This window comes from Thiomonas sp. TH-17, from assembly GCF_057473305.1.
Map to the genome: position 1 here is coordinate 1 of NZ_JBYCKI010000081.1, position 5,864 is coordinate 5,864.

At 65.0% G+C, this 5,864-nt stretch carries 6 protein-coding genes and 1 tRNA gene; 3 read left to right on the top strand and 4 right to left on the bottom strand.

The window, feature by feature from the left end:
* A partial coding sequence (locus AC2VLV_RS05320) for an inositol monophosphatase family protein (protein ID WP_486988984.1) occupies positions 1-570 on the top strand: 570 nt, incomplete at its 5' end.
* A 392-nt stretch (positions 571-962) separates the two neighbouring features.
* Entirely contained in the window at positions 963-1,361 is a 399-nt protein-coding gene (locus tag AC2VLV_RS05325) for a hypothetical protein (protein WP_486988985.1), read from the top strand.
* Positions 1,362-1,465: 104 nt separating this feature from the next.
* Here the strand turns inward: AC2VLV_RS05325 and AC2VLV_RS05330 are convergent, their stop codons facing one another.
* Genes AC2VLV_RS05330 through AC2VLV_RS05345 form a run of 4 tightly spaced genes read right to left on the bottom strand, consistent with a single transcriptional unit; the run spans position 1,466 to position 5,514 of the window.
* A complete protein-coding gene (locus tag AC2VLV_RS05330) occupies positions 1,466-2,299 on the bottom strand; it encodes a DUF4197 domain-containing protein (protein WP_486988986.1) in 834 nt (277 codons plus the stop codon).
* A gap of 16 nt (positions 2,300-2,315) precedes the next feature.
* Positions 2,316-4,151 (bottom strand): type IV pilus assembly ATPase TfpB, encoded by a 1,836-nt coding sequence (gene tfpB / locus AC2VLV_RS05335; RefSeq protein ID WP_486988987.1) that lies wholly within the window; start codon positions 4,149-4,151, stop codon positions 2,316-2,318.
* A gap of 36 nt (positions 4,152-4,187) precedes the next feature.
* Positions 4,188-4,973, bottom strand: coding sequence for a class I SAM-dependent methyltransferase (locus AC2VLV_RS05340; protein WP_486988988.1), 786 nt, complete (start codon positions 4,971-4,973; stop codon positions 4,188-4,190).
* Position 4,974: 1 nt separating this feature from the next.
* Entirely contained in the window at positions 4,975-5,514 is a 540-nt protein-coding gene (locus tag AC2VLV_RS05345; protein WP_486988989.1) for a DNA-deoxyinosine glycosylase, read from the bottom strand.
* Between the two features lie 71 nt (positions 5,515-5,585).
* Between AC2VLV_RS05345 and AC2VLV_RS05350 the strand changes: the two genes are divergently transcribed.
* Positions 5,586-5,659 (top strand) — tRNA-Gly (locus AC2VLV_RS05350).
* Positions 5,660-5,864: the final 205 nt, after the last annotated feature.

Genomic DNA, 5,864 nt, shown 5'->3' on the forward strand with positions numbered 1-5,864 from the left:
GGCCCCGGCCTGTGGGTGCTCGACCCGCTGGACGGCACCAGCAACTTCTCCGCCGGCCTGCCCGTCTTCGGCCCCTCGCTGGCCTGGATACAAGGCGGACAGGTTCGCCTGGGCGTTGTGGTCGACGTCATGCGCGACGAAGTCTTCAGCGCCGCCCTGGGCGCCGGCGCATTTCTCAACGGCCAGCCCTTGCGCGTACCCGCCACACAAGTACCGCTATCCAAGACCATCGCCTGCATCGACTTCAAGCGGCTTTCGGCCCCACTGGCCACGCAGTTGGCGATGCGCCCACCCTACAGCTCGCAACGCTCCATCGGCTCGGTCGCGCTCGACTGGTGCTGGGTCGCCGCAGGCCGCTTCCATCTCTACCTGCACGGCAGCCAGGGCCTATGGGACTACGCCGCAGGCAGCCTCATTCTCAGCGAGGCCGGCGGCCATGAGCAAACCTTGGCGGGCGAGGCCGTGTTCAACAACTCCCTGGAAAAACGCTCGGCCGTGTGCGCTGGTGACGCCGGGCTGTTCGCCCAATGGACCCACTGGCTGGCCGAAAACGACGGCACGCCTCGTTGAGACTATGGATGGGGTCAGGTCTAGCCTTGTAGCAAATGCATCAAAGCTAGACCTGACCCCGTCTTCTTGCACGCGATTGTTGCCATAGTGCCCTGCCACGCGAGAAAAGCCATTGCCGGGTTTGGCCGCTTTTTATTCGTTTGCACATATGGACATATGGATGGGGTCAGACTATGGACGGGGTCATATGGACGGGGTCAGGTCTAGCCTTGTAGCAAACATATGGACGGGGTCAGGTCTAGCCTTGTAGCAAATGCATCAAAGCTAGACCTGACCACATCTTCTTCCGAAGACACCGCGACGCACCCGCGCAAGTAAACACTAGTAAGAAATCAGTTGACACTAGTGTTGTCTAGTGTTTTACTAGTGCCTCCTTGTTCATGGAGGCACTCATGCCAACATTTGAAGTAGACGACGATCTTTCCGCACTCGTCTGGCAATTGGCCAAGCCGAAGCCCTTCGAAAATCTGTCTTTCAGTGCAGCGCTGCGGCGCGTGCTCCAAGGCGCAGCCGCATCGGCCTCGGCGCCTCTACCCGAAGACCCGATTGATGCCATCCTTCGAGAGTCTGCGGCAACTGCGCGGGCAGAGCCTAAGAAGGCACCAACGCCGAATCCCATCGAGTGGGCCTCGACTGTCCCAGAGTTGAAGAGCAGGAAGGGCTTGAATACATGGAAGGCCATCTGCGACCTCCTGAAGATCGACACTGCTGGAGACTCGGCCCGCCGAAAGCTGAAGAACTGGGTGAAGCTGCATCGTCCAATGTGGCCGGCCGTCCCGGACATTGACTAAGAAAAAACAGGACAGGAGGGGTCGGAGGACACGAGAGACAGGAGCATGGAACGAATGGGGTCAGGTCTAGCTTCATAGCATCCGCGCGCTGACTCGCCCGATCTTCACCGCCCCAGCGCCGCGCCGAAGACTTTGCTAAGCAGCTTGCTGCCGGTGCCCACGGGGTCGGTGCGGATGGCTTTTTCTTGCTCGCCGATGGCTTGGTACAGGCGGTTGAGCGCCTCTTGGGTGACGTACTGCTGAATGCTGGCCTGATCGGCCTTGACGAGGCCGAACTGTGCGGCCTGACCGGCGAAGCGGTTGTAGGTCTGGGCGAGGCCGACCTTGTCGGTGGCCTTGGTGACGATGGGCAGGAATTTCTGCGTCAGGGGGGCTTCGGTCTTGCGTTTGAAGTAATCGGTCGCTGCTTCGTCGCCCCCGGTGAGAATGCCCTTGGCGTCTTGCACCGACATGCTTTTCACCGCCCCCACCAGCAAGGTTTTGGCTTCGGGCACGGCGGCTTCGGCGGCGCGGTTGATGGCGAGGTCGAGCTGGTCGGCCTGCGCGCCCATGCCGGCCATGCGCATCAGGCCGCTGGCCTTCTCAATCGCGGGCGGAAGGGGAATGCGCCACTTGGCGTTGCCGTAGAAGCCGTTTTCGCGGCCCAGCTCTTTCACCGCGATCTCTGCGCCGCGCGAGAGTGCGGTCTTCAGTCCCTGATCGACTTCGCCGTTGCTCAGCGCCGCCACCGCGGCATTCACCGCGCCCGAAGACGCACCGCCGCCCTGCCCGGCCGAGTTCGGCTGCGCGGCTTGTTGCGCAGGGGCCTGCGCCGTGCCCAGCGCGCCGCTGAGCTGGTTGGTCAGGTTGCCGAGGTCGAAGGCCATCGCGGGCATTGGCGCGGCGAGCGCCAGCACGGCGGCAAGGGCAACGGGCAAGGCAAGGGGACGTGCTTTCATCGTGCTCTCCGGGGGGTCAGCGTTGTGGATCGGGGGTGGCGCGCAGCACTTCGTCGAGGGTGGTGACGCCTTCGGCCACCTTGATGGCGCCGGCCAGGCGCAGCGGTTTCATGCCGTCTTTGATGGCCTGCGCCCGCAGCGGCCCGAGTTCGGGGCTACGCACCAGCAGCGCCCGCAGCGACTCGCTGCAACTCAGCAGCTCATACAGGCCGATGCGGCCTAGATAGCCTGTGTTGCGACATTCCACGCAGCCCACGGGTTTGTAGGGGCGCACTTCGGACTGGGTTTTCCACGGCGCCACGGCGGCGCGAAACGCCTCTTGATCGAAGGCGTCGTCGGGCTGTTTGCAATGGGGGCAGAGGGTGCGCACCAGACGCTGCGCGAGCACGCCGAGCAAGGTGGCGCTGGCGAGGTAGGACGGCACGCCGAGTTCGAGCAGGCGGGTGATGCTCGACGGCGCGTCATTGGTGTGCAGGGTGGAGAGCACCAGATGGCCGGTGAGCGCGGCCTGCACGGCCATGTCGGCGGTTTCGCGGTCGCGGATTTCGCCGACCATGATGATGTCCGGATCTTGCCGCATCAGCGCCCGCAGGCCTTCGGCGAAGCTGAGGTCGATGGTCGGCTGCACCTGCATCTGGTTGAACGCGGGCTCGACCATCTCGATGGGGTCTTCGACGGTGCAGACGTTCACCTCCTCGGTGGCCAGGCGCTTGAGGGTGGAATACAGCGTGGTGGTCTTGCCGCTGCCCGTGGGGCCGGTGACGAGGATGACGCCGTTGGGCTGATGGGTCAGGCGCTGCCAGTCGCGCGCTTCGTGCGCCGGAAAGCCGAGGGCGGGCATGTCGCGCACGACCACATCGGGGTCGAAAATGCGCATCACGAGTTTTTCGCCAAACGCCGTGGGCATGGTGGCCAGACGCAGCTCCACTTCATCGCCCGAAGGTCGGCGGGTCTTGATGCGGCCGTCTTGCGGGCGGCGCTTTTCGACCACGTCCATGCGACCGAGCAGCTTGACCCGGCTGGTCATCGCGCCCATCACCGAGCCGGGCACCTGATAGACGGTATGCAGCACGCCGTCGATGCGAAACCGGATCACCCCCATGTCGCGCCGCGGCTCCAGGTGAATGTCGGAGGCGCGCTGCTCGAAGGCGTATTGCCACAGCCAGTCGACCACCTGCACCACCCCGGCGTCGTTGGCGTCGAGCGCCTTGCCGCTGCGCCCCAGTTCCACCAACTGCTCGAACTGGTTGACCCCGCCCGTGCTGCCATTTTTCTGCGCATGTTTGACCGAGCGCGCGAGGTTGAAAAACTCCACCGTGTAGCGGGTGATGTCAGCCGGGCTGGCGACCTGCAGCTCGATAGGGCGGCGCAGCATGCGCTCCATCTCGGGCACCCAGCCGCGGTCGAAAGGCTCGCAGGTGGCGATGGTGACCGCCTCGGTGGAGGCCGCCACGGGCAGAATGCGGTGGCGCTCGGCGTAGCTGGTGGACATGAGATCGCCGATCTTGCTGATCTCGACCTTCAGCGGATCGACGCGCAAATAGGGCAGATTGGCGCGCTGCGCCAGCCATTCGGTCAGCACATCCATATCGAGCGTGCGGCCGTCGCTCAGTCGCTTGAGCCCGGCCAGCGCCACGCGCTGCAGCGCATGCAGCTTGCCGCTGGCGTGAGCGCAGCGCTCCCAGCCGTAGCGACCCGCGGCGGGGTCGATCAGCCCGTCGGCCTCCAGCCACTGCAGCAGTTCGCGCCAATCGAGCCGGCCCTGCGCCGCAGGCGGCGCGCCCGGCGCAGATCGCGCCTTGGGCGGGGTGGAAGGGTCGGCGGAGCGGGTGGGAGTGCGGGGAGCGTCCATAAAACCAAGTGTAGGACAGCCCCTTGTGACGCCGTGTTAACGCGCCGGATGCAGGCGCTTGAGCAACCGCGCCCAGCGCCGCGCCGGCAGGCCGCCGGTGCGCTGCGCCACGGCATCGGCGCGCTCCAGCAGTTGCGCGCGGGTGGGCAGCCGCGCCTGCGTGGCATCGCGCAGGGCGATGGCAATGAGGTTGCCGTCGCGATTGGGCGGCAACTGCCACACACTGTCGCCGGGTTGGTCGAACGCGGCCATGATGCGCTGCAGGTTGCGCTCCAGCACGCGCACATGGCCCGGCCCGCTGAACAGGTTGACCACCATCACGCCCTGCTGGCTCAGCAGCCGGCGGCACGCGGCATAAAACTCGGCAGACTCCAGCGCGGGGGCCGCGGCTTGCTCGTCGTACATATCCACATGCAATACCACCGCACTGCCCGCATGAGCGGGGTCGGCCGCATACGCGCCGGCATCCGCGCACAGCACTTGCAGCTTGCCGCCTGGCTCGGGCAGCGCAAACCAGCGATGCGCGGCCAGAATGACGCCCGGGTTCAGCTCCACCGCCACGCAGGGCAGCCGCAAGCGCTTGAGCATGAATTTGGTGATCGCCGCAGCGCCCAGCCCGAGCTGCACCGCCGTTGCGCCGCGCCAAGCCGCGTCGGGCACGAGCAGCATCCAGGCCATCATGCGCTGCACATACTCCAGTTCGAGATCGTTGGGACGGGCGATGCGCATGCTGCCCTGAATCCAGGGCGTGCCCAGATGCAAATGACGCACGCCGTCTTCTTCGGAAAGGGTGGGTTGGGGAAAGGTGGGTTTACGGGCCATATCAAATGAGATTTGCAGCGATAAATGCCTCGCGCCAGGCGGCACGCTTGCGCTCCAGACTCCAGCTCGCATTCGCCGGGCTGGTGGACGGCAGACGGCGCACCTCGGGGCCGAGGCTGCGGGTGATGCGCATGGCGCGGGCCGATTCGCCCCCGTTGTGCGCGATGAGTTGCAGCGAAGGCAGACGCGCCACAAGAGCGGGCAGATCATTGGGCAGCGCATCCGCAATGGCACTGTCCAGACTGCCCTCGCGGCGGCAGTGGGCGTACACATCCCAGATGCCCAGCCCGCGCTCGCCCACCGCTTCGACGCGCTGCGCGTAGGGTCGCTGCATCAGATCCAGCCCGAACAAATCGCCCACGATGCGCCAGAACTGATTGCGCGGATGCGCGTAATACTGCTGCGCCTGCAACGAGGCGACGCTGGGAAAACTGCCCAGCACCAGCAGACGGCAATCGCCCCGCACTGCAGGCGCCAGCCCCCGCAGCATAGGCGCCGACGGCACAACAGAAGCAAGGGCGGAAGCGGACGAACGGGCCATGCCGTCATTGTCGCCGCTGCCGCCATTGCCGCCACCAAGCACCTGCCTATAATCGCCTGCTTTGTCGCACTGCGGGTGTAGTTCAATGGCAGAACGGCAGCTTCCCAAGCTGCATACGAGGGTTCGATTCCCTTCACCCGCTCCACTGCATCATTCTGCGGACTTCCGCAGAAGTCCAAGAGAGTCTGCAAGTCGTTGCCACACAAGGACTTTTCATCTCTTTGACGTTCTGCCGCGGTCCACTGCGATCCATCTACAGCCGGGACTTTTAAGTCCACAAACAAGTCCATTTTTGCGGGCGCGGCTGATTCCGGATTGTTGATGGAGGGGCGAGGTCGACGTGACCAGCA

Coding starts and splice junctions, on each gene's coding strand:
- AC2VLV_RS05325 (WP_486988985.1), top strand. CDS start 963: ATGCCAACATTTGAAGTAGACGACGATCTTTCCGCACTCGTCTGGCAA.
- AC2VLV_RS05330 (WP_486988986.1), bottom strand. CDS start 2,299: ATGAAAGCACGTCCCCTTGCCTTGCCCGTTGCCCTTGCCGCCGTGCTG.
- tfpB (WP_486988987.1), bottom strand. CDS start 4,151: ATGGACGCTCCCCGCACTCCCACCCGCTCCGCCGACCCTTCCACCCCG.
- AC2VLV_RS05340 (WP_486988988.1), bottom strand. CDS start 4,973: ATGGCCCGTAAACCCACCTTTCCCCAACCCACCCTTTCCGAAGAAGAC.
- AC2VLV_RS05345 (WP_486988989.1), bottom strand. CDS start 5,514: ATGGCCCGTTCGTCCGCTTCCGCCCTTGCTTCTGTTGTGCCGTCGGCG.